Genomic DNA, 22,184 nt, shown 5'->3' on the forward strand with positions numbered 1-22,184 from the left:
GAACCTCCGCGCCGGCTGGGGAATTGCTGTGAGTCAGAGGATCTCGGCCGCGTCCTGTCGCAGTGCCTCGAGCTCACCAGCAGCCCACCCCTCGGTCCGCGACTCGGTGCCGCGGAACGTCGGCTTGTCGACCAGGTGGAAACGCAGGTTGAAGATCCGGCCGACGACCCGCAGGTACGGGATGGCGGCTTCGTCGGACGCCGCGATCGGCCGCCGCTTCCAGTACCCCGACTTGAACGATGACCAGTACGGCGTCGACGCGACGCCGGTGAAGTCCGCGGCCCGGGGACCGATCGCGGCGAGGTCGAAGTCGAGCAAAAGCAGTCCCTGCGGCGTCAGTAGAACGTTGTCGAGAGTCACGTCGCCATGGCAGACACCATGGTCGGAGTACTGCGCGACGTTGTTCCGTACTGCGGCCGCGAGTTCGCGGAGCAGGTTTTCCTCCGCGCGGTCGATCGCAAGGATCTGTTCGAGCGGTTCGTCGAGCCGATGGGCGACATCCGCCGGACGACGCCGGTACGGCGACGAGTAGTTGTCGGCGGCATCGTGGAACGCGGCGAGTTGCGCGCCGAAGGCAGCGTACAGATCGTCGTCGAACGGCGGTCGTGGGGTGGTGCCGTCGACGAACTCGGACAGGGTGAACGGCCGTGGTCCCTCAGGTGCGTCGAGGACGCCGAGAAGGTCACCGGAAGGCAACGGACGAATTGCTGGAACGAGCAGTCCGGTGGACCGCAGATGTTCCGAAAGCCCTGCCTCCCAACGGATTTCGTCCGGGTGGCGTCCGTCGTATCGATAGAGCTTGAGGACGTACCGGACGTCTCCGGTGGTCAGCACGTAGACGTCGTTGACCAGTGACCGCAGCAGCTCGCAGCCGGTGAAGCGGAGGCCGTAGAGCTCGCCGAGGTAAGCGCTCAGAGCGCGTGGGTCAGGCAACGATCGCAGGGTCCGGACCATGGCCCGACCCTAGGAGACTGGGCTCCGTAAATCCTGTGAATTCGAGGTGTGAAGTCCGGACGGAGTGGGGAGGTTCGCAATGTTTCCGGATTCGCCTCCCCTTCTGGGGCCGGAAACCGGTAGCCTCGTTCAGCGGTCCTTGGGGGAGGCCTACCGAGCCGCCGCATCCATCCCGACGAACTGCCGGAGAGCCCAAACCGGTCAGGAGACCACGTCTTGCAGGAGAACACCAGCAATCCCAGTACTGGCGAACTGGCGAACGTGCCCCTTACCGGTGCGGACAAGGTCGCCTATGCCTTCTACGCCACTGCGGCCGCGGCCGCACTAGTCGGCCAGGTCTGGGCCGGCGTGACCCATATCCCCTGGCCCGAGGAAGGCTTCTCGCAGTTCCTCAAGATCGCCGTCGTGACGCCCGCGGTGGCCGTGCTCGAGCTCGGTGGTGTCGCCACCGCCGCGCTGGCCGACCTGCGCCGGCGCAAGGGTGAGCAGGCCTACGCCTACCGCGCGATGTCGTTCTTCGCGGCGCTGGTCGCGGTCGTCTTCAACGTCGTCGGTCACTGGCGCCCGGAGGAGCGGTTCCTCGCCTTCGGCTTCGGCGGCCTGTCCGCGTTCGCCTACGTGCTCTGGCTGATCCACAGCTCGGCCCGCCGCCGCGACGCGCTGCGCCGGGCGGGGCAGATGCGCGAGACCGGCCCGGTGTACGGCGTGGTCCAGTGGATGCGCGAGCCGCGCGTGACCTGGCTGGCGCGGTCGCTGGCGATCGAGCACGGGTACAGCCTGTACGAGAGCCTGCGCGCCGCCCATCACCAGATCCGGAACAAGTCCCGGCGCGACGCCATCGCCGGGACCGTTGCCGAGTACATCCGTTCCGAGCACCAGGACGAGCGGCTGGCGAAGATCGCCGAGACGACGTACGACCCGGACCGGCTGGCCGGGATGCTCGAGGAGCGGATCAACTACGAGGTCATCACCAGCAAGCTGACCAAGGCGATCTCGCCGCCGCCGGAGCCCGAGGAGCGTCCCGCCGTACCGGCCGCGGTCTGGGTGCTCGAGGGTGGGCAGCCGCGTCGGGCCGAGGGCACCGGGGTGTCGCTGCGCGACGAGGACGCCTGGACCGGCGAGCTGATGGCTGTCGACTACCAGGTCCCCAACGACGAGTCGGTCGCCGAGGCGGTCGTCGTCGAGGACGAGAGCGAACCGGAGCACGTCGTCCAGAACGGCGCGTCCAACGGTGCGGTGAACGGGTCGGTGACGGCGTCGGTGCATGGCAAGCTCAAGCCGCTGGCGCCGCAGCCGAAGGCCGAGCCGGTGGTGCAGAAGCCGCAGCCGCCGTCGCCGTTCGCGGACGCGACGGACACCCAGCCGCCGGCGCTGATCACGACGGCGCCCGCCGAACCTCCTGTGCGGAAGTCGGTCGTGGACGAATCGGTGGTGGCTAAGCCGGCGATGGAGTCGATGAAGATCGAGGAGCCGGCCGCCGAACCGACCGCACTGGAGAAGAAGCGGATGCGGGCGTGGGCGCTGCTGTCCGACTGGCCGGAGGGACACGAGCGTACGGCGAAGAAGCTCGCCGACGCGATCGCGTCCAGCGAGCCGATGGCCGCACGCTTCATCGAGCAGTACGAGGCCGAGCACGGCCTCGTGTTCACCTCACAGAACTGACGATCCCGCGCCGGCCGCACCCCGGCGCGGGTTCAGTTCCCGAGGTTGACCGGTAGTTCCGCGAGGCCACTGACCAGGACGCGGCGCCACTCGAGGTCCTCGGCCGGCTTGGCCAGGCTCATCCGCGGGAACCGTCGTACCAGGGCCAGCAACGACTCCTGCAGTTCGATCCGGGCCAGCTGTGCCCCGAGGCAGAAGTGCGGCCCGAACCCGAACGACAGGTGCTTGTTGTCCGTCCGGTCCAGCCGCAGCTCGTCGGGAGCGTCGTACGCGCGGGGATCCCGGTTGGCCGAGTTCAGCGCGGCCATCACGCCTTCTCCGGCCTTGATCCGTACGCCGTGCAGCTCGACGTCCTCGAGTGCGACGCGCAACTGGCCGACCTCGCTGAAGCGGTTGAAGCGCAGCAGCTCCTCGATCGCGGACGGGACCAACGTGGGATCGGCGACCAGCTTGGCCCAGTTCTCCGGCCAGCGCAGCAGGGTCGCGACGCAGCTCGAGATCTGATTCGCGGAAGTCTCGTGGCCGGCGACCAGCAGATTCACACCGAATGCGATCAGCTCTTCCTGGCTGAGCCGGTCGCCGTCCTCGCGGGCCCGGACCAGTTCGTCCAGCAGGTCTTCCGCGGGCTGGTCGGTGTTCGCCAGCTTCTTCGTGACCAGGTCCTCGATGTACGCGGTGAGGTTGGTCATCGCGTCCTCGACCAGGTCCTTCTCCGCCATCTTCATGCTGTACCCGAGCTCGGTCCACTCACGGAACTGCGCGCGGTCCGCGTACGGTACGCCGAGCAGTTGGCAGATCACCTGGATCGGCAGTGGCAACGCGACCAGTTGCCGGATGTCCGCACCGTCGCCGGCCGCCGCGACATCTTCCGCGAGCTGAGCCGACAACTCCGCGACCCACGGCCGGGTCTGCTCGATCTTCCGATGCGCGAACGTCGGCACGACCAGCCTGCGCAGCCGGGTGTGCTCGGGCGGGTCGGTCGTGGTCAGGCTGTTCGGCATCGGTTTCGCCAGCGCGACCCGGGGTGCTCCTTGCTTGACCACCGCGGCCCGCGAGAACCGTGGGTCCGCGAGCACCATCCGTACGTCGTCGTACCGCGTCACCAGCCAGACCTCGGCCCCCGCCAGCGTCCGCACCCGAGCCACGGGACGGTTCTCCCGCAGCTCGGCGAACGTAGGCGAGGGATCGAACTGAAAGGCATCCTCGAACGGAATCTCGAGCACCGGCTCCGACATGTCTTCGACCCTAAGCGACTTAGGTAACCCTTGCCCGCTGCTCAGCGAGTCGATGGGGAGGGGCGGGTCGCGATCGCCGGGACGATGAAGGCGGCTGCGATGAGCAGCATCAGGACCGCGCCGATGAGGGATCCGATGGTGATGCCCTCGACCACGGGCAGGGTGCCGCCCAGGCTGAGCTCGGCGTCGACGTTCGGCGAACCGTCGGCGTTCATGATGACGACGGACCAGTCGCCTCCGACGGCCTTCCAGTCGAGGGTTCTGGAGCCGGAAGCGACCCAGAACGACTGGTCGGCGGGTGCGGCAAGGGGCTTGTCCCCGGCGTGTGCCGTGGTTGACAGCTTGAACGGATCGACGTCGAAGTCCGCGACCTCGTCGTGGCTGACGCCGTTCAGGTACGTCGCAACCTCGGCAGCCGGACCGATCCCGACGAACACCGGCGTGCCGTTCTTCGACTCGATGTCGATGCGGACCTCGCCGAGGAAGTCGTCGGCGTACAAGGCGTCCGGCCCGGTGCCGCCGACATCGAGTGACGGCGCCAGCAGTGCGTAGGAGTTGGTCGTGACGCGCTCCGGTCCGGCGGTGAAGTAGCCGTTGTCGCGTTGCTGCTGCGCCCACAGACCGAAGCCGCCGATCGCGAACAAGATGAGGCTGACCATGCCGAAGAAGGCGCCGACGACAACCAGCAGAGTACGGCGGCCGCTCCACGAGCGCTGAACAGTTGGCGTAAGGCTCGGTGTGGTGGTCATGAGACTGCCTCCTTGGCATGGGTTGGGGGCTGGTTGTCGACTGCGGCGGCTGGTGCGGGGCTGGTCCAGAAGCGGCGGCTCACGATCAGGAGCCCGATGGCGACTGCCCACCACACGCCGACGTACAGCCAGGTCTCGCGGGTCAAGTCGGCGGAGCCGGTCGGCCAGAGTTCGCTGGTGTTGACGCTGCCTTCGGTGGCGTGGGCGATGAGGGTGATGAGCACGCTGCCGGCTGCGTGGTTGAACAGCCACGCGTACCAGAACGTGACAGCGATGGTGGTCAGGGCCTCGAAGGGCTGGAGCCCGAACGAGGAGATGAAGAACAGCGGCGCGTGCCAGCCGGTGATCGCCACGGCCAGGATCGCGGTCGCCGCAAGCGGCGTGCGGGTGGCCTGCAGCTTCGGCTGCGCGTAGCCGCGGAAGCTCGGTTCCTCGTTGAACGGGCCACCGGTCGGGTCGACCATGATCATGCCGACAACCATCGCCAGGGCGTACCAGGGCGTGAATTGCCCGGTGTCCGGCGCCGGTGCGCCCAGCGCCTGGTTGAGCGAGATCGTGACGAAGTGGACGGCGAGCGGTACGGCGATCGCGACGACGTACCAGACCCAGCGGACCCGCCAGCGGATCACCCGGGCGCCGAGGGCTCGCAGACCGGCGAGCCCTTCGGTGAGGAACACGATGACGACGGCGGCGACCAGGGCGCCCGGGGCGAAGAAGCTTCCGAACGGGACGGCTCCCCAGGCGAGGACGTAGGCGAGCACGAAGAAACTGAGCACGGGGTGATTGCGGATGAAGGTCATGACGGTTCTCCTGCGGATCGGGGGCGGCTGCGGACTTGGGTCTTGGTTCGGCCGGCGTGGAGGCTCGGGGTCGTTCTGGATCACGCGGGACTTGTGCACTGCTCCTCCAGGGACTCGGTCTACGTCCGAGACTCGCGCTCCTGGGCGCGTTCGGGAGACCGGTCGACCGGTGGAGGACTGGTTCGGGTTTCTGGTGTCAGGCGCGCAGGTAGAGCAGCACGGCGAGCACCCGGCGGGATTCGCTGCGGGTGGACGGGATGCCGAGCTTGGTGAAGATGCCGGACACGTACTTCTCCGCGGCGCGCAGCGTGATCGTCAGCGCGTCCGCGATGCCCTGGTTGGAGGCGCCGGTGGCCATCAGCTCCAGCGCCTCGCGCTCGCGCGGCGTGAGCACTGCGAGCGGATCGTCACCACGGCGGCGCTTCAGCAGGGTGGAGACGATCTTCGGGTCGATGGCCGAGCCGCCGGTGGCCACCCGCCGTACCGCGGCGACGAAGTCCTCGACGTCGCTGATCCGGTCCTTGAGCAAGTAGCCGACGCCCTCGGCGGACTCCGACAGCAGTTGCATCGCGAGACCGAGTTCGAGGTACTGCGACAGCACGAGTACGCCGACCCCCGGATGCTGCGCGCGGATCCGCAGAGCGGCGCGCATCCCTTCGTCGTTGTGCGTCGGCGGCAACCGGATGTCGAGGATCGCGACCTGCGGCGGGAAGCTGCGGACGTACCGCAGCAGGTCGTCGGCGTTGTCGTACGCCGCGACCACCTCGAGCCCGGCGCCAGTCAGGATCCGGGTGACCCCCTCGCGCAGCAGCACGCTGTCCTCGGCGATCGCTACTCGCACGGGAACTCCGCTTCGAGCCGGGTCCCGTTCCCGGCCGGGCTCCAGATCCGCAGCCGGCCTCCGACCGCCTCGACCCGATCGGCGAGTCCGCGAAGCCCGGTCCCGCGCTCGGTGTCCGCCCCGCCGACGCCGTCGTCGACGACCTCGACCACGACCGTGTCCGCCGAGCGCGTGACGTGGACCGAGGCCACGGTCGCGTGGGCGTGCTTGGCGATGTTGGTCAGGCTCTCGCTGACGACGTAGTACGCGGCGACCTCGATCCGCTCGGTCAGCCGTCCGCCGACCGTGACCTCGAGTTCGACGGGTACGGCGGCCTGTGCGGCCAGCGACTCCAGCGCGACGGCCAGGCCGTGGCCGGTGAGCACGGCAGGATGGATGCCGCGGGCAACATCTCGCAACTCGTCGAGCGAGACGGTGACCTCACGCTTGGCCTGCAGCAGCCGTTCCGAGGTCTCGCCCCCGGAGCTGCCGGCGAGCAGACCGAGTTCGAGCGACAGGGCAACCAACCGCTGCTGGGCACCGTCGTGGAGATTGCGCTCGAGTCGCTGCCGCTCTTTCTGGCCGGCGTCGATGACCCGGGCCCGTGAACCCTGCAGTTCTTGCAGCCGGGCGCGGAGTTCCACCTGCAGGCGGTTGTTCTCCAGCGCGATGCCCGCCGCCGCGGCGACGGCGTCCAGCAACTCCCGCTCGTCCTCGAGCGATCGGTCGAACTCCAGCGCGATGATCGGTTCGCCGTCTCGGTTGATGACCCGCGTCGCCCGCCCCTCCTCGGCTCCCCGCAACGTGATGGCCTGTCCCTCGTGGTCCGCCCACGTGCCGTACTGAGGCAACCAATACGCAAGCGTCAGGGAGGGATCATGCAGTGCTCGCGCCAGTGGTTCGCGCAGATCGTCGGTCGGGTGGGCGCGCAACTCCATCAGGAGCGCGCCCACGTCGGTCCGGGCCAGCCGGGCATCCAGCAGGCCGAGCAGGAACGCGACCGGGGCGAGCCCGAGTGCGGCGAAGGCGACGTGGCGGACCGTTTCGATCTGCGGCCAGCCGCGCAGACCTGCGACGAACAGGACCGCGAGCGCGATCAGGGCCAGTCCGAACGTGTCCACCAGCAGTGTCACCGGACGTCTGCGAGTACCGGCCGCGGCAGGGCGTCGTACGAAGAGCAGAACGGTGCCGGTCAGGAGCAGAACGCTCATGGTGATCAGCTGGATTTGTTCGATCCGGCTGGCCAGGAGCGGCCTGGTCGTGACGGTGAAGAGGCTCTCCGGATTGATCCCGAGCACGATCTTCGCGAGCTGCAGGACCACCGCGGTCACGTAGCCGCAGACGACGACCAGCTGGCGGGGACGCCCGACCACCCGTCCGGTGGGGTAGGCGAGGAACACGTGCAGGAACATCGCAGCCGGCACAAGGTCGAGCAGATGACCGATGGAGAGCAGTGCAGGCACCGTCGACCACTGCAAGGCGGTCAGGGCCATCACGAAGCCGGTCGCGATCATCAGCGGGCCGAGCCGGCTCTCCGGCCGGCGCCACCAGGCGATGGTCCCGCTGATCAGGTACGGGACGGTGATCCAGTTGAACAGCAACGCCTGCAGTCCGGGCCGCACCAGTTCGTCGCCGGCGAGCGCGAGGGCGACCGAGACGACCAGCGTGCCGAACCCTGCCACGACGGTCGTCCACAAGGCCCACGGCCCGGGGCCGCGGGCCGGTTCTGCCAGGGCCCCCCTCGCCACAACCCGTCACCCACCCTCTAACGCCAGCCTGCGCCCGTTCACCGGTGCAGGCAATGCGTGAGGTACCTAAGGACAGGAGGTGGTCCCGTCGGTGACGGGACCACCTCGCTGCGTGAGCCTGCGGCGGACCGGCCGGCCCGACTACCTCCTGTTCTTCGGTACGGGTGCTACTTGGTGCCGAAGGTGTAGATGGTGGTGGTCGCGTAGGTCTGGCCGGGGCGGAGGACCGTGGACGGGAAGTTCGGCTGGTTGGGGGAGTCCGGGAAGTGCTGGGTCTCGAAGGCGAAGGCGTCGCCTTGGCGGTAGGCCTTGTTGCCGATGCCCAGGAACGTGCCGTCGAGGAAGTTGCCGCTGTAGAACTGCGCGCCCGGTTGGTCGGTGTGGACCGTGACGGTGCGGCCGTCCTCGGGCTCCCAGAAGCGGGCGGCGAAGCGGAGGCCGTCGTGATCGGCCTTGCCGCCCAGGACGAAGTTGTGGTCGTAGCCGCGGCCGACGATGAGTTGCGGGTGGTCGCCCCGCAGCCGGGCGCCGATCGCGGTCGGCTTGTTGAAGTCGAACGGCGTACCCGCGACCGGGGCGATCTCGCCGGTCGGGATCAGGCCGGCGTCGACCGGGGTGTACGACGGTGCTTTCAGCTCGAGCACATGATCGTCGATGGAGCCGCTGCCCTCACCGGCCAGGTTGAAGTACACGTGGTTGGTCAGGTTCACCACGGTCGGCTTGCCCGCGACGGTCGCGTGGTAGTCGATCCGCAGGTTGTCGCGCCGGTCCAGCGTGTAGGTCACCGTGGTGCTGAGCTCACCCGGGAAGCCCATCTCGCCGTCCGGGCTGACGTAGCTGAACGCGACGCCGACCGAGTCGTCGGTGCGGACGGTCTTGGCCTTCCACACCTTCTTGTCGAAGCCGATGGTGCCGCCGTGCAACGCGTTCTCGCCGTTGTTGACCGGGATCTGGTACGTCGTCCCGTCCAGCGTGAACCGGCCCTTCGCGATCCGGTTGCCGTAGCGGCCGATGGTGGCGCCGAAGTACGGGCTGAGGGCGGCGTAGTCGGGCAGGTTGTCGAAGCCCAGGCTGATGTTCTTGGTCCGGCCGCGCCGGTCCGGGGTCTCGACCCGCTGGATGGTGGCACCCCAGGTCAGCATCGAGATCGTGACCCGGCCGTTGGTGAACGTGTAGACGTCCACCGCAACGCCCTCCGGGGTGGTGCCGAACGGGTCCTTGCGGATCTCCAGCTTGCCGTGGTGTGCGCCCATGGCGGCCAACTTATCGGGCGTACCAGCGGCCGAACCGGCCTGGGTGGTCGCCTCCGCGGTACTGCTCAGAGCGCCCGCGGCGGCGGCACCCAGACCCAGGGCGCCGGCCGTACGCAGGACCTGGCGGCGGGGCAGGTGGTCGGGCATCGCATTCCCCTCACTGAGTCGACGGTCGTCGGCGAGAGCGTTTCCACGCCGACCCGGGCACGATAAGCACGGGTGTCCAGTGTTTGGAACAGTTCGTAACGGTTTGAATTCGTCCGATGACTGCACGGGTATCGAAAGGTCCGCCGACCGCTGACCGGATCGGTCCGGTCCCGGCCCCGATCGGGTCTTCTCCGGTACGCCGGCAGCACGCGAGCATGGACGGTATGAGCGCAACCGCACTGATCGTCATCGACGTCCAGGAGTCCTTCCGCGTCCGGCCGAACTGGCGGGCCGTCAACCACCCCGACATCGCCGACCGGGTCGGCCGCCTGGTCCGCGCCGCCCGGGACCAGGGCGACCTCGTCGTCTGGGTGCTGCACACCGAGCCGGGCACCGGCGGCGCGTTCGATCCGGCCAACGGCCACGTCCGGCTGATCGAAGGACTCGAGCCGATCGACGGCGAGCCGGTCATCACCAAGACCTCGCACAACGCCTTCACCACAACGAATCTGCAGCAACTCCTGACCCAGCACGGCGTCACGGAGTTGGTGATCGGCGGCATCCGGACCGAGCAGTGCTGCGAGACCACCACCCGGATCGCCTCGGACCTCGGCTACGACGTCGTGTTCGTCACCGAGGCCACGGCGACGACCCCGTTGCCGCACTGGACGATGCCGGCCGACGCGACCCTGGACGAGATTCTGGCGGATCCGCGCACGCTCAGTCCCGAGCTCGTCACCGAGCGGACCGAGTACGCGCTGGCGGGCCGGTTCGCCACCATTCGGACACTCGACGAACTGACCGGCGTACCCGTGTCATCCTGACCAGATCATGAGTAGTACTCGGGTCGTCTTCCTGCTGGTGCCGAAGCTGCACCTGCTGGATCTGGCCGGGCCGGCGCAGGTCTTCTCGACCGCGAACGACCTCGGCTACGGCTACCAGCTGAGCTACGTGGCGGAGGTCGAGGAGATCGCCACCGCCCAGGGCGTGCCGGTGAAGGCGCGGCTGGATTGGCCCGACCTCGGTCCGGGCGACCTGATCGTCGTACCGGGTTGGCGGTCGCCGCGGTTGTCGCCGCTGCCGCCGATCGGGCCCGAGACCAGGCAGCGCCTGCGCAGTCATCACGCAGCCGGGGGATCGGTGGCCAGCGTGTGTTCGGGTGCCGATGCACTCGGCGCTGCTGGGCTACTCGACGGCCACCGCTACACCACGCACCACGATCTGACCGAGGAGCTGACCGCGCGGTACCCGAAGGCGACCATCGTGCGGGACGTCCTGTACGTCGTGGACGAGCGCGTCATCACCTCCGCGGGGATCGCGAGCGGGATCGACCTGGCGCTGCACCTGGTCGCGGTCGAGCGGGGCGCCGAGGCGGCGGCCCGGGTGGCGCGGGAGATGGTCGTGTACGCGCGGCGCAACGGCGACGAACTGCAGGACAGCGTGATGCTGCGGTACCGCGGTCACCTGAGCGACCTCGCCCACCGGGTGCAGGACGTCATCGACGCCCGGTACGCCGACCGCCTCCTGCTCGCCGAGCTCGCGCACGAGGTCGGCGTGAGCGAACGGACCCTGACCCGGATCTTCACCAATGCCACGGGTCTGACCCCGCTGCGGTACCAGCAACTCCTCCGCCTCGAGCGAGCCGAACACCTGATCGGCCACGGTGCCACCGTCGAGGCAGCCGCTCGCACTGTCGGCTTCGAGGATGCCCGGATGCTCCGCCGCCTCCGCGCCCGCACCGCGGAACCGGTCGCGGGGTAGACCTAGGTCCACCCGGCCGGGGGACCCAGCGCTCCTGAGTTCCGCCCGCCGTCCCACGAGGCTCGTTGTGTCCGGAACAACGAGAGGTGGGGACAGCGTGAGCGCTGGTGGCGTGACCGTGCGGGTTGCACGGTGGAGTGCGATCCATCCATGGCGAGCGATCGGCCTTTGGCTGCTGCTCGTCGTCGTCGCGGTCGGGATGTCGGTGGTCATCCCGAAGCAGCAGATGCAGAGCAAGGACACCTGGGTCGGCCAGTCCGGCCAGGCAGCCGAGATGATCGAGCAAGCCGGGCTGGGTGATCGGCCCGCGGAGACCGTCCTCCTGACCGATCCCGACGGTCGGCTGGACAAGACGGCCGCGACGACCGCGATGACCCAGCTCCGGCAGAAACTCACCGCACTGGACTCGGTCCAGGCGGTCGGTCAGCCGGTCTGGTCGGAGAACGGCAAGGCCGCCCTGCTGCCGATCGAGTTGAAGGGAACGGCGGACGACGCGGCCGACGCGATCGAGAAGGTCGTCGCCACCACCGCGGAGGTGCAGCAGGCCAACCCGGACCTCAGCATCGCCCAGGCCGGCACGGCCTCACTGGACGCGGGGATCTGGAAGCAGGTCGGGTCCGACCTCGCCAAGGCGGAGAAGCTCAGCCTGCCGATCACGTTCGTGCTGATGCTGCTGGCGTTCGGTGCGCTGATCGCGGCCGGGATCCCTGTCCTGCTGGCGTTCTCGGCGGTCGGCGCCGCGCTCGGCTTCTACGCGCCGCTGTCGTTCCTCTTCCCCGACGGCGGGTCGGTCGCCAACGTCGTCCTGCTGATCGGGATGGCGGTCGGCGTCGACTACTCGCTCTTCTACCTCAAGCGAGAACGCGAGGAACGGCGCAAGGGTCGCAGCACCCTGGACGCCGTCGAGATCGCCGCGGCGACCTCCGGTCACTCGGTGGTCGTCTCCGGTCTCGCCGTGATCGTCTCGATGGCCGGCCTGTACGTCGCTCAGGACATGACGTTCGCGTCGATGGCAACGGCAACGATCGTGGTCGTCGCCGTGGCGGTCCTCGGCTCCTTGACCGTGCTGCCCGCGCTGCTCGCGAAGCTGGGGCACCGGGTCGACCGGCCCCGCGTCCCGCTGCTCTGGCGGCTGAACCGACGCATCGGTCCCGGCGGGATCAGCCGTCGCATCCTGGCTCCGGTACTGAGCCATCCGCGGGCGGCACTGTCCGTGTCGATCCTCGCCGTGGCCGCTCTCGCCGTACCGGCACTGGGGATGAAGACCGAACCGTCCGACCTGAACACGCTGCCCCAGAGCATCCCCGAGGTACGCACGTTCAAGGCCCTGCATGAGAACTTCCCGTCACAGGGCGGTCTCTCGTACGACGTGGTCGCGCGCGGCGAGGATGCGGTCGCGGCGTTGACCGGGCTGCAGCAATCCGCAGTACGCAGCGGCAAGTTCGTCGTACCGCAAGGAGAGGCGATCCGGCAGGCGGACGGGACCGCGGTGCTGACGCTGGTGTCGGTCCTGCCGGAGAGCAGTGCGAACGCCGAGACGGCGTTGAACCAGTTGCGGTCGGACTTCGTACCGGCCTCGCTCGGGTCCGTGCCGACCTGGGCGGTCGGCGGGGAGCAGGCGGAATCGGTTGACTACGGCAACAACCAGCGGGACAAGCTGCCGTGGGTGATCGCGTTCGTGCTGGCGCTGACGCTGGTGATGATGGCCATCACGTTCCGGAGCGTGGCGATCGCGCTGCTGACCACGGTGCTCAACCTCGCCTCGGTGGCGGCGTGCTTCGGGGTACTGGCGCTGGTGTTCCAGCACAGCTGGGCCGAAGGGCTGCTCGGTTTCACGTCCTCGGGCTTCGTGGTGTCGTGGATCCCGCTGTTCCTGTTCGTGATCCTGGTCGGGCTGTCGATGGACTACCACGTGTTCGTCCTCGGCCGGATCCGCGAAGGAGTGGCCGAAGGGCTGACGCCTCGCGATGCGGTCCGCAAGGGCGTCACCGAATCGGCCGGTGTGGTGACCAGCGCGGCCGCGGTGATGGTGTCGGTCTTCGCCGTGTTCGCGACCCTCGGCATGCTCGAGATGAAGCAGATGGGCATCGGCCTGGCCGTCGCCGTCCTCATCGACGCGACCCTGGTCCGGATCGTGATGCTTCCCTCCGTCCTCGTCCTCCTGGGCCGCAAGGCCTGGTGGCCGAACCGTCTCCACCGCCAGGCCGCAACCAGTGTTCCCGACCAGGAACTCGTGCCGATCAGCTGAGCTTGGAAGCCGCCGTCAGTTTGCTGACGGCGGCACTCAGCTGTCCGGTCAGGAGCAGGTGCTCGGCGTCCGACGTGAGTTTGGACGCCGGCTCTGTGACGTTCTGGCCGATGTGGTTCTGAGCGATCCAGCGGGCCGCGCCGACAACCGCGTCGCCCTCGGCGAAGGAGTCCACCTTGGTGCGCTCCAGGGACTTGGCGGATTGGGTCAGAGCGGCGAGAGCAATAGTTGCCTGGGGCCCTGACCAGTCCTTCGCCTGGAGAGCGACCGAGGCGGCGACCGCAGCGGCCAGGGCGTAGGGATCGTGCTTCTGCAGAAGGGTGTTCCGGGCCTCCGTCAGCTTCTGCCGAGCCGTCGCCTGGGTGGTCAGACCCCAACCGTAGGGGTACTGCGGATCGTAGGAGGCGTCACCGACGTTCAGCGGCTGCTGCGCTTCGGTCCGCGGCCAGGTGACCGGCAGCCGACCGGTGAACGGCCGCTTGCCGAACAGGACGTCCGCGACCCCGGCGCCCTCGGTGCCCGGCAGCCACGACGCGACCACGGCGTTCATCGTGCCGAGCTGGTCGGCGATCGCCTGCGGGCGGCCGGACACGATCAGCACGACGCACTTCATCGCGCCGCAGACCTTGTCCACCGCTGCCTTGTCGGCGTCCGACAGCAGCAGGTCGTGACCGTTGCCGACGTCACCGATCCCCTCGGCGTACGGGCGTTCGCCGACGACGACCACGCCGACGTCGTGACCCTCCAGTGGAGCCGAGGCATCCGCGCTGAACGTTGCCGTCGGCACCACCTGCTTGATCCCGTCCAGGATCGTCGTACCGGTGGTCGTCGTACCGGAGCCGCCCTGCCAGGTGATGCTCCAGCCGCCCATCTGGTTGCCAAGGTCGTTCGCGTTGCTGCCGGCCACGTACACCTTCGAGGTGGATGCCAGCGGCAACAGGTTGCCGTCGTTCTTCAGCAGCACCTGGGACTTCGCGGCCGCCTCCCGCCCGACCGCACGGTGTGCGGCGGACCCGATGTCGGCGAGGTGCGAGGTGTCGGCGTACGGGTGCTCGAACAGGCCGAGCTTGAACTTCTCGGTCAGGATCCGCCGGACCGCGTCGTCGACCCGGGTCATCGGCACCCGGCCGGCAGCGATCTCGTCGGTCAGGCCCTGGGTGAAGCCCTGGTAGTTGGTCGGCACCATGATCATGTCGAGCCCGGCGTTGATCGAGGTCCGGATGTCGCTCGCGTAGTCGCCGGGCAGCTGGTCGATCGCCTGCCAGTCGCTGATCACGAACCCGTCGAAGCCCATCCGCTGCTTGAGTACGCCGTTGATCAGCTCGCTGTCGCCGTGCATCTTGACCGGAGCCTGGCCATCGATGGCGACGCTGGAGTACGACGGCATCACGGTCCCGACCCCGAGATCCACCGCCGTCCCGAACGGCGCCAGGTGCAGCGTCTCCAACTGCTGACGGGTGACCTCGGTGATGCCCTGGTCGATCTTGTAGCTACCGGTGGCCGACGATCCGTACGTCGTACCGCCGTCGCCGACGAAGTGCTTCGCGGTCGCCAGTACACGGGTGTTCTGTGCGAGTTGGCTGCCGTCCGCCTTGCCCTGCATGCCGGTGATCACGGTCGCCATCGACTGCACCAGCGCCGGGTCCTCGCCGTACCCCTCGTATGCCCGGCCCCAGCGGTCGTCACGGACCACGCAGACGCAGGGCGAGAAGTCCCACGGGATGCCGGTCGCGCGTACCTCGGTCGCGGTCACCTCACCGGTCCGGCGGGCCAGGTTCGGATCGCGGGTCGCGCCGATGCCGATGTTGTGCGGCAGGATCGTCGCGCCGACCACGTTGTTGTGCCCGTGCACCGCGTCGACGCCATAGATCAGCGGGATCTGCAGCCTGGTGGCCTGAGCGTTGAGCTGGAAGTTGTCGACCATTGCCGCCCACGCGGCCGGCGTGTTCGGCGTCGGCACCGAGCCGCCACCGGACAGCAGCGAGCCGAGCGCGTACGACGCGATGTCGGTCCGCGAGCGGAGTGCGTTGCGTTCGGCCTGGGTCATCTGGCCGACCTTCTCGGCCGTCGTCATCCGGGCGAGCAGGTCGGCGACCCGCTCCTTCACCGGGAGCTTGCTGTTCAGGTAGGGCAGGTCGTGGGCGTTGATCACGACGACCGGCTGGGTCGACGGCGCCTTCGCACCGGTGACGGTGAGCTCGAGCGGGATGGTCTCGGCGGCCTCCGCGGAGTGGTCCTTGCGGGTGGTGACGGCCACGGTCCGCGCGGTGCCGGACGCCGTACCGGCTGGGAAGGTGATCGTGCCGGTGACCGGGTTGTAGTCGTCGGCTCCGGCGGATCCGGTGCCGGTGCGGTACTCGACGGTGACCGGCTCGTCGAGCGGGGTGCTGCCGGTGGTCGCGACGGAGATCTTGACCTGCGCGGTGCCGCCTTCCTTGACCGGGTAGACACCGGCATCGGTGCCGACGCTCGCCTTCAGTGCGGGATCGGCCTTGCCGTAGACCTCGACCTGGTCGATCGCGAACTCACCCGGGGACCCGACCGGCATGGTGATCGCGTAACCCCACATCTGGGTCAGATTCAGCACCTGGTCGATGCCGCCGACCGGCTGGAAGTCGGTGCGGTACACCAGGTCGCTGAACGGGATCTCGACCAGGTGCCAGCCCTGCCAGTCGTCGGTGAAGCTGGTGTTCCACAGTTCGGAGGCCTCGGCGTTGGCGCCGCCGTCCTTGATCTCGAAGAAGATCCGCTTGCCCGAGCCGGGTGGCAGTGGTGCGGTGTTCTGGCCGTACCACCAGAACCGGATGCCCTTGTGCGCGGACCAGTCGCCGGGGTTCTGGTCGAACGTCACGTCGTGGCTGAACCCGCCGTACCCGCTGATGTTGTAGGTGCCGTGCAGCACCTTCTCGCCGGACGGCGCGTCGGCGCGCGCCTGCAGCTCCATCGTCGGCGGGTCGTCGGCGTCGCTGCCCCAGCCGAAGATCCCGGCGTTCGGCGGCGACGCGAACGGCTCCGCGCCTTCGAACGCGGCCAGCACGATCGGCGCCGGGTCGTCGGCGCCCACCGCCGGCAGCGGGAGTAGCCCGGTGATCAGGGCCGCTGCCGCGACCAGTGCTGTCTGACGGAAACCACGCATGGCCGACTCCCCACTCCGCGCGAGCCTCACACCCGCGTTCGGCCCTGACTCTCAGCTCTCCCCACCCGCCGGTCAAGACCTCAGCGGTTCCGGAACTAGAGCGCTCTCACGATCGGCCGCATGTGCGCGCGATCTCCGTCCTGAAGGCAGAAACGAACGAGCTCGGGCGCCTCGACCTCGACCTCGCCGATCGTGGTGGTGCGGCGCTCTGCCGCCCAGTCGATCAGCTTCAGCGGGTTCGCGATATCGGAGGTGAAGTGCAGCAGGTTCAGGTACCAGATGTCGCGGCGGCCGTGCGGGCGCTCGAACCAGTCGTCGGGGCCGAGCTCGGTGGCGAACCGGTCCATGAAGGCGTCGGCTGCTCCGTCGAGGGGGATCGCGGAGGCCATCACCGACCCCGGGGTCAGCGTGAGACCGGTGACACGGAAGCGAGTCGGGCCGGCGGTGGCCCGCCGCAGAGCGGACAGATAGCGCCCGATCGCGGGGTCGTCCGGGGCGATGGTGGCGCGGTAGCCCTCCAGGGCGCGGACGGTGAGGTGGGCCGATCTCAGTTGACCGGTCTGCCAGTGGCCCGGACCGGCCAGCTCCGCCGCCTCGGCTGTGACTGCATCCAGGCGTTGGGCGAGATCACCGTCGGCCGGAGGACGCAGTACGACGCTCACTGGCCAGCGGCCGCCCGCGCGGGGAGGTTCGTCCCGCTGATGGTCTCCGCGGGCGATCAGGGGTGCGGCGGTGGCGAAGAGGTCGTCGAACTTGGTCACGGGCGGTACGACGCCGGACGGGATTCAGAAGTTGGAGTGGTCTGATTGAGAACGAATTCAGTAGCCAGAGTGATGGACCCTGACCGGCGTGGCCGGAAAGGATGAGGGCATGACTACACGTTTCGGGATTTTCGTCCCGCAGGGCTGGAAGATGGATCTGGCGCAGATCGCGGATCCGGTGGAGCAGTGGGAGGCGATGACGGATGTCGCCAAGCGGGCCGATGAGCAGTCCTGGGACTCGATCTGGTTGTTCGACCACTTCCACACCGTGCCGGAACCCAGTGACAACACCACCTTCGAGTGCTGGAGTGCGACCGCCGCGCTGGCCCGCGACACCAGCCGGGTCAACATCGGCCAGATGGTCGGCTGCAACGGGTACCGCAACCCCGCGCTGTACGCGAAGATCGCGTCCACCGTCGACGTCGCCAGCCACGGCCGCCTGTACGCCGGCATCGGCGCGGGCTGGTACGAGCACGAATGGAAGGCCTACGGCTACGAGTGGACCGACATCCCGCCGCGGATGGCCGCGTTCCGGGAGGCCACCGAGATCATCTACAAGATGTGGACCGAGGACAAGCCGGTCTACAACGGCAAGCACTACTCGATCAACGAGCCGATCAACGAGCCGAAGGGTGTGCGCAAGCCGCACCCTTCGTTCTGGATCGGTGGCGGTGGCCCGAAGGTCACGCTGAAGCTGGTCGCGCAGTACGGCGACGCGGCGAACATCGGCGGCGGCAACCCGGAGGTGTTCAAGGAGAAGGCGGCCATCCTGCGGGGCCACTGCGAGACCGTCGGCCGCGACTACGACGAGATCATCAAGTCGACCAACTTCAACGTGTTCCCGATCGACAAGGGTGACGATCCGCAGAAGGCGACCGAGAAGGCGCTCGGCCCGATGAACCGGGAGAAGTTCGACCGGGACAACCTGATCGGCACCGAGGACGAGATCGCCGACAAGGTCGAGGCCGCACTCGAGGCCGGCGCCGACTATGTCATCTTCTACGTCCCCGGCGTCGCCTACGACCTCGATCTGATGGACCGCGTCGAGCAGGTCACCAAGCGTTTCGCCTGACCCCTTACGCACGGAGGCGGCGCTGACCAGAATCGGCCATGGCGGGAGTCCGTCACCGGCATCGGTGGACCGGGCCGAGGGCGACTGACAGGCTCGCGAGGATGGCCTCGCGAGGGTCGGGGCATCGGGAGGACCGCCCCGTGACTACTCGATCGCCACGCCTCACCGCGGGCCTGCTCGCGACGGCGGTGGTCGCCAGTTCCCTGCTGCTGGCGACCACCCCGGCCCACGCCGGAGCCACGACCGCGCACGCGACGCCGGCCGGCAGCACCCACCGGATCACGCTGGTGACCGGTGACGTCGCCGAACTGACCACGAGCTCCAACGGCCAGGTCTCGGCCCACCTGACCAGCGACGAGCCGTACTGCTTCGGCAGCTTCGACGGCGACCTCAGCGTGGTCCCCGCCTCGGCGTACCCGCTGCTGAGCGAGGGCCGCCTGGACGAGCGCCTCTTCAACGTCACCGAGCTGGTCGAGCAGGGGTATGACGACGCGAGCAGCGACGAACTCCCACTCCTCCTGGCCGCGCCGTCCACCCTGCGCAGTATGCCGGCCGCCCCGCAGGCAGCGACCGTACGCCGTACTCTCCCCAGCGTCGGGAGCACCGCGGTCAGCGTGGAGAAGGCCGACGCGAAGACGTTCTGGAGCAGCATCAGCGGCCCGACCACCTTCAAGACCGGCAGCCAGGTGTCCAAGATCTGGCTCGACGGCCGGACCGAGGCGACCCTCGACCAGTCCACGCAACAGATCGGCGCCCCGACCGCCTGGCGGTCCGGGTACGACGGCCAGGGCGTCAAGGTGGCGGTGCTCGACACCGGCTACGACGCGGGCCACCCGGACCTCGCCCAGCAGGTCGTCGCGTCCCAGAGCTTCGTCCCGGACCAGCCGGTCCAGGACCTGCACGGCCACGGCACCCACACCGCGTCGATCGTCGCCGGCCTCGGTACGGCGTCCGACGGTGCGCGCAAGGGGGTCGCACCGGGCGCCGACCTGCTGATCGGCAAGGTGCTCGACAACAGCGGCCACGGTCTCGACTCCGAGGCGATCGCCGGCATGGAGTGGGCGGTGCAGCAGGGTGCCAAGGTCGTCAGCATGAGCCTCGGCGGCAAGCCGTCCGACGGTTCCGATCCGATGAGCCAGGCCGTCGACAGGTTGTCAGAGTCGAGCGGTGCGCTGTTCGTCGTTGCCGCAGGAAACGCCGGTACGGAGGACTCCGTCAGTTCGCTCGGTGCGGCGTCGGAGGCACTGACCGTGGGCGCCGTCGACCGTGACGACAAGCTGGCGAGCTTCTCCAGCCGTGGTCCGCGGCTAGGTGACGGTGCGCTGAAGCCCGAGGTGACCGCACCCGGCGTGGAGATCGCTGCCGCCCGCGCGGCCGGCACCGAACAAGGCCATGTGCTCGGCCAGTACTACACAAGGCTGAGCGGCACCTCGATGGCCACGCCACACGTGGCTGGTGCGGCAGCGATCCTGGCCCAGCGGCACCCGGACTGGTCCGGTCAGCAACTGAAGGCCGTGCTCGCCGCGACAGCGGTGCCGTCCAAGGACGCGACCCCCGCCCAGCAGGGCCTCGGCCGGATCGACATCCCGAACGCCCTCGACCCGGTGATCCTGCCGGATGCGGCCAGCCTGTTCTTCGGTGATCTTTCCTGGAGCGGTACGACGGCCCCGGCGCCGGTCAGCCGTACGGTTGCTTACCGCAACAACTCCACCCGGAACGTGACGCTGGACCTGAGCGTCGGCGCGCAGTCGCCCGGCAAGGTGAACGCGGCAGTCACCGTGAGCCCTGCGCGGCTGACCATCCCGGCCGGCGGTACAGCGTCCGCCACCGTCACCCTCGACCTGGCGAAGACCCAGCCGGCCAAGTACACCGGTGTGCTCACGGCCCGCAGCGGCCACACGTCGTACCGGACCGGGCTGGGGTTCGCGGCCGGTGGGAGGCTGAACTCCGTGACCGTGAAGGCGATCGGTCGCGACGGCAAGCCCGCCAGTCTCAAGGGCGGGTCCAGCGGCGTGCAGCTGTGGAACCAGGACACCGGCGCGGTGAAGGTGGTCGCCTTCGACAGCGCCACCGGCAGCCGGACCCTCGAATTACCGACCGGACGGTACGCCGTGATGGTGTTCGTGGTCGGCGCCGACCAGGCCGGCTGGTCCAACTCGTACTCGTTGCTCGGTGATCCGGACGAGTGGATCGACGGCGACCGGACCTTCAGCTTCGACGCCCGTACGGCGAACAAGGTCACCATCAAGACCCCGCGGCCCGCCGACGCGCAGAAGGTCGGGTTCGCGTGGCACCGCAACGTCGGCGCCCGCGACGCGGTGTCCGGCTGGACGGTGCCGCAACGCGCCACCGGCGGCATCTACGTACAGGACTTCGGGAAGGTTGCCAACGGCACCTTCCAGGTCGTGCAGCGGTGGGATCTCGCCCAGCCCGAGCTGACCGCCGACGTCACCGGCGTGGACGGGACCTTCCGGTTGCCGACCCCGAGCGAGACGACCTTCGACTCGTCGTACGTCGGCAGCACGACACTGCCCCTGGTGAACGGAGGCGACGGGACGGCAGCCGAGCTGGCCGGGGCCAAGGACGCCGCGGTTCTGCTGCGTTTCCGGGGTTCCGGTCAGACGGCGGCGCAGATCACCGCGGCCAAGGAGGCGGGGGCGCGGTTCGTCCTGATGTACAACGAGATTCCTGGCTTCTGGTCGACCAGTTCCAACCAGGGCGTCCCGTTCTATCTGCTGCGCGCCGAGCAAGGCCGGCAGTTGCTCGACGTACTGTCCAAGGGCCCGGTGTCCGTGCGGCTGAACGGCTTGCGTGACAGCACCTACCGGTACGACGTGGTCCTCGGGCCGTCGGTCGTACGCGGCCCGCTCAGCTATGACGTCGCGAAGCTGCGGCCGGCTGTGGTGACCACGGACTTCCAGCGCAACGACGCGTTCAAGCTGCACAACGACGAGCGGATCGCGCACCTGCCCGGTGTGCCGGCCGGTCTGAGCGCGATCCGTGGAGTCACCGGACCGGTCACGCGTACCGACTACCTCGCCAGCGACGTGCAGGGCGTCCTCTGGGACGAGCAGACGTCGGCAGGGGACTGGAACGAGTCCGGCTTCGAGTACACGATCGCGCGCGGCTACCGCCCGAACGAGAAGGCGAACCGTGGCTGGTGGGAGTCGCTGACGCGTCCTGCCGTTCCGGACGGAGGGGGAGCCGTGAACGAGGTGCAGGGCTGGCCGCCGGCGCGGTACGAGAACGCGCTGCGGTTCGCGATTCCGCAGTACGTCAGTGGTGATCGCACCGTCTACGGCTGGGGCGACCGCGGTGACACGACGAGCATGAAGCTCAGCAGCAACGGTGTCGAACTCGGCAGCGAGGACTGGTCCGTCGGACAGTTCGCGGTGCCGGCCGAGGCCGCGTGGTACGACCTGACGCTGGACCAGAAGCGTGGTCCGAGCAGCTGGGCCAAGACCTCGACCGCGACCCACACCGAGTGGCATTTCCTGTCCAAGCCGACCAGCGGGCGATCGGTGCTCCCGCTCGTCCAGGTCGACTACCAACGGGCCGATGACCGGCTCCAGCTCAAGCCGGCGTACCAGCCGGGTGTGCACGGCCTGGGCATCTTCCGCACCACGGCCGAGATCTCGTACGACGGGACGACGTGGCAGCGGCTCACGCTGTTTCCGCAGGGACTGGACGGCACGGTCACCGCACGGATCCCGGCCGCCCCCGAAGGAGCGTCGGCGGCGAACCTCCGGGTCACGGCGACCGACCTGGTCGGCAACAAGCTCAGCCAGACCATCGAGAAGGCGTGGACCGTGCAGTGATGTGATCGATGCAGTGATGT

15 protein-coding genes are annotated in these 22,184 nt (G+C 68.8%); 6 read left to right on the top strand and 9 right to left on the bottom strand.

The annotated features are described in order from the left end of the window. Positions 1-33: 33 nt before the first annotated feature. Positions 34-954 (bottom strand): phosphotransferase enzyme family protein, encoded by a 921-nt coding sequence (locus OG817_RS41875; RefSeq protein ID WP_406050566.1) that lies wholly within the window; start codon positions 952-954, stop codon positions 34-36. Between the two features lie 216 nt (positions 955-1,170). Here OG817_RS41875 and OG817_RS41880 point away from each other — a divergent pair, with 216 nt between their 5' ends. Next, positions 1,171-2,616, top strand: coding sequence for a hypothetical protein (locus tag OG817_RS41880; RefSeq protein ID WP_406050567.1), 1,446 nt, complete (start codon positions 1,171-1,173; stop codon positions 2,614-2,616). A gap of 32 nt (positions 2,617-2,648) precedes the next feature. Here the strand turns inward: OG817_RS41880 and OG817_RS41885 are convergent, their stop codons facing one another. The 6 genes from OG817_RS41885 to OG817_RS41910 all read right to left on the bottom strand — a co-directional run bounded on the left by OG817_RS41885 (position 2,649) and on the right by OG817_RS41910 (position 9,368). Beyond that, the gene (locus OG817_RS41885) at positions 2,649-3,851 is read right to left on the bottom strand and encodes a cytochrome P450 (protein ID WP_406050569.1); all 1,203 of its coding nucleotides are present in this window, start codon (positions 3,849-3,851) and stop codon (positions 2,649-2,651) included. A 41-nt stretch (positions 3,852-3,892) separates the two neighbouring features. Beyond that, positions 3,893-4,600 carry a hypothetical protein gene (locus tag OG817_RS41890; protein ID WP_406050570.1) on the bottom strand — a complete coding sequence of 236 codons (708 nt, stop codon included), beginning with the start codon at positions 4,598-4,600 and terminating at the stop codon, positions 3,893-3,895. After that, positions 4,597-5,400 (bottom strand): type II CAAX prenyl endopeptidase Rce1 family protein, encoded by an 804-nt coding sequence (locus tag OG817_RS41895; RefSeq protein ID WP_406050571.1) that lies wholly within the window; start codon positions 5,398-5,400, stop codon positions 4,597-4,599. The genes OG817_RS41890 and OG817_RS41895 overlap by 4 nt, the downstream gene beginning before the upstream one ends. Before the next feature lie 196 nt (positions 5,401-5,596). Beyond that, positions 5,597-6,241: a response regulator gene (locus OG817_RS41900; RefSeq protein ID WP_396392518.1), complete on the bottom strand. Its 645-nt coding sequence runs from the start codon at positions 6,239-6,241 to the stop codon at positions 5,597-5,599. Then, positions 6,232-7,968 carry a sensor histidine kinase gene (locus tag OG817_RS41905; protein WP_406050573.1) on the bottom strand — a complete coding sequence of 579 codons (1,737 nt, stop codon included), beginning with the start codon at positions 7,966-7,968 and terminating at the stop codon, positions 6,232-6,234. The genes OG817_RS41900 and OG817_RS41905 overlap by 10 nt, the downstream gene beginning before the upstream one ends. A 167-nt stretch (positions 7,969-8,135) precedes the next feature. Then, entirely contained in the window at positions 8,136-9,368 is a 1,233-nt protein-coding gene (locus OG817_RS41910; protein ID WP_406050575.1) for an aldose epimerase family protein, read from the bottom strand. 224 nt (positions 9,369-9,592) lie between these two features. Between OG817_RS41910 and OG817_RS41915 the strand changes: the two genes are divergently transcribed. The 3 genes from OG817_RS41915 (at position 9,593) to OG817_RS41925 (ending at position 13,377) form a co-directional block, all read left to right on the top strand. After that, positions 9,593-10,192 (top strand): cysteine hydrolase family protein, encoded by a 600-nt coding sequence (locus OG817_RS41915; protein ID WP_396392515.1) that lies wholly within the window; start codon positions 9,593-9,595, stop codon positions 10,190-10,192. A gap of 7 nt (positions 10,193-10,199) precedes the next feature. Beyond that, the gene (locus OG817_RS41920) at positions 10,200-11,129 is read left to right on the top strand and encodes a GlxA family transcriptional regulator (RefSeq protein WP_406050577.1); all 930 of its coding nucleotides are present in this window, start codon (positions 10,200-10,202) and stop codon (positions 11,127-11,129) included. A gap of 97 nt (positions 11,130-11,226) precedes the next feature. Then, positions 11,227-13,377, top strand: a complete 2,151-nt coding sequence (locus tag OG817_RS41925) for an MMPL family transporter (RefSeq protein WP_406050579.1) — start codon at positions 11,227-11,229, stop codon at positions 13,375-13,377. Here the strand turns inward: OG817_RS41925 and OG817_RS41930 are convergent. Both OG817_RS41930 and OG817_RS41935 read right to left on the bottom strand, forming a co-directional pair. Further along, positions 13,370-16,513, bottom strand: a complete 3,144-nt coding sequence (locus tag OG817_RS41930; protein ID WP_406050581.1) for a glycoside hydrolase family 3 N-terminal domain-containing protein — start codon at positions 16,511-16,513, stop codon at positions 13,370-13,372. The two genes, OG817_RS41925 and OG817_RS41930, sit on opposite strands and share 8 nt — an antisense overlap. A gap of 95 nt (positions 16,514-16,608) precedes the next feature. Continuing rightward, the gene (locus tag OG817_RS41935) at positions 16,609-17,274 is read right to left on the bottom strand and encodes a hypothetical protein (protein WP_406050582.1); all 666 of its coding nucleotides are present in this window, start codon (positions 17,272-17,274) and stop codon (positions 16,609-16,611) included. 109 nt (positions 17,275-17,383) lie between these two features. Here OG817_RS41935 and OG817_RS41940 point away from each other — a divergent pair, with 109 nt between their 5' ends. Further along, a complete protein-coding gene (locus OG817_RS41940; RefSeq protein WP_360450263.1) occupies positions 17,384-18,346 on the top strand; it encodes an LLM class F420-dependent oxidoreductase in 963 nt (320 codons plus the stop codon). Positions 18,347-18,486: 140 nt separating this feature from the next. After that, the gene (locus OG817_RS41945; RefSeq protein WP_406050584.1) at positions 18,487-22,164 is read left to right on the top strand and encodes a S8 family serine peptidase; all 3,678 of its coding nucleotides are present in this window, start codon (positions 18,487-18,489) and stop codon (positions 22,162-22,164) included. Positions 22,165-22,184: the final 20 nt, after the last annotated feature.

It is taken from the genome of Kribbella sp. NBC_00889 (assembly GCF_045207705.1).
Taxonomy (GTDB): domain Bacteria; phylum Actinomycetota; class Actinomycetes; order Propionibacteriales; family Kribbellaceae; genus Kribbella.